The 380-nt window shown below is 60.8% G+C and carries 1 protein-coding gene; it reads right to left on the reverse strand.

Annotation, left to right across the window (positions count from 1 at the left end; genetic code table 11):
- Positions 1-287, reverse strand: a 287-nt coding sequence (locus AB4Z35_RS31140) for a helix-turn-helix domain-containing protein (protein WP_442101318.1), incomplete at its 3' end; no start/stop codon positions are given.
- Positions 288-380: the final 93 nt, after the last annotated feature.

Consider the following 380-nt stretch of genomic DNA (forward strand, 5'->3'; position numbering starts at 1 on the left):
GCCATCGAGGCTGCTGTAACACCGCCATTGCGGCTGGCGATGAATGCGTTGACGTCGGCTGCCAGATGCTGCGGGGCCAGCACCACTTCCAGCCCCAGCGCCTCACAGGCCGCCAGGAACGTGGACATGCGTGGATCGGCTTGCCCCGATTCGGCCCGAAGATAGGCTTCCCGGGAAATTCCCGCCTTACGGGCGACGTCCTCCTGCTTGAGCTTGCGCGCACGACGCAACGCCCGCAGTTGCCGGAACGGTTCGCTAGCGCCTCTTGGCACGGCTGTACTGTTCATGTCGGTCTCCAGTCACCAGTGAAAAAAAAATGCGCGGACGTGCATTCGAGTATAGAGCACGTAAAGCGTTCCGTAAGGTCATGTTTGGAACAC

Origin of the sequence: Pseudomonas sp. KB_15 (assembly GCF_052114525.1) — a bacterium.
Lineage (GTDB): Bacteria > Pseudomonadota > Gammaproteobacteria > Pseudomonadales > Pseudomonadaceae > Aquipseudomonas.